We start from the raw sequence: 1286 nt of genomic DNA, 5'->3' as shown, positions 1-1286 counted from the left end.
GTTGCGCGCGACCTACCGCCGGCTGGGCCACCGGGTGGACGTGATCGAGCCCGCGGCCGGACTGCCGGACATGGTGTACGCCGCCAACGGCGGATTCATCGCCGGCGACGTCGCGATCGTCGCGAAGTTTCGATTCGCGGAGCGCGCCGGTGAATCGCGCGCCTATGCCGACTGGATGTCATCCATCGGGTACCGGCCGGTGTCCACCCGTCATGTCAACGAGGGACAGGGCGACCTGCTGATGGTCGGGCAAACGGTATTGGCGGGCTACGGCTTTCGCACCGACCGGCGCGCGCACCCGGAAATCTCCGCGGCGCTTCGCCTGCCCGTCGTTTCACTCGAATTGGTGGATCCGCGTTTCTACCATCTCGACACCGCGCTGGCCGTGCTCGACGACCACACGATCGCGTTCTACCCGCCGGCGTTCAGCGCCGCCGCCCAGGATCAACTGCAGGCGTTGTTCCCCGACGCGATCGTGGTGGGAAGCGCCGACGCGTTCGTCCTCGGCCTCAACGTCGTGTCTGACGGACGGCGCGTCGTCTTGCCCGCGGCGGCAACCGGATTCGCCGCGCAACTACGTGCCGCGGGCTTCGAGCCCGTCGGCGTCGACCTCTCTGAGCTCCTCAAGGGAGGCGGTTCGGTCAAGTGCTGCACATTGGAGGTCTTTCCATGACGATCCTCGCCCCGACTCCGACCGAAACCGATGCCGCCATCGAGCTGGTCGAACGCCATGCGGCGCACAACTATTCGCCGCTGCCGGTGGTGGCCGCCAGCGCGGAGGGCGCATGGATCACCGACGTGGAGGGTCGGCGTTACCTGGACTGTCTGGCCGCCTACTCGGCGGTGAACTTCGGCCATCGCAACCCGGAGATCACGGCAGCGGCCCACGCCCAGCTCGACACCGTCACGCTGGTGAGCCGCGCTTTCCATTCCGACACCCTTGGCCCGTTCTGCGCCGCTTTGGCCCGGCTGTGCGGCAAGGACCTGGTGCTGCCGATGAACTCGGGCGCCGAAGCCGTGGAGAGCGGTCTCAAGATCGCCCGCAAGTGGGGCGCCGACGTCAAGGGCGTCCCCGACGGTCGCGCAAACATCATCGTGGCCGACAACAACTTTCACGGTCGCACGATCAGCATCGTCAGCTTCTCCTCGGATCCCACGGCGCGGGACGGTTTCGGGCCGTTCACGCCGGGGTTCCGCTCGGTGCCCTTCGGCGACGCAGACGCGCTGGCGTGTGCGATCGACGACGACACGGTCGCCGTGCTGCTGGAACCGATTCAGGGCGAGGC

2 protein-coding genes are annotated in these 1286 nt (G+C 67.7%); both read left to right on the top strand.

Going from position 1 to position 1286, the window contains the following annotated elements; all coding sequences use genetic code 11:
- A partial coding sequence (gene ddaH, locus A9X05_RS06450) for a dimethylargininase (RefSeq protein WP_067780051.1) occupies positions 1–673 on the top strand: 673 nt, incomplete at its 5' end.
- Positions 670–1286 (top strand): aminotransferase class III-fold pyridoxal phosphate-dependent enzyme (locus A9X05_RS06445; protein ID WP_156736508.1); only part of this gene is annotated, 617 nt, incomplete at its 3' end. The genes ddaH and A9X05_RS06445, both read left to right, overlap by 4 nt.

Origin of the sequence: Mycobacterium sp. E3298 (assembly GCF_001666895.1) — a bacterium.
In the GTDB taxonomy this organism is placed as follows: Bacteria; Actinomycetota; Actinomycetes; order Mycobacteriales; family Mycobacteriaceae; genus Mycobacterium.
The sequence above is the reverse complement of the archived record's forward strand: the minus strand, read 5'-3'. Positions and strand labels throughout refer to the sequence as shown.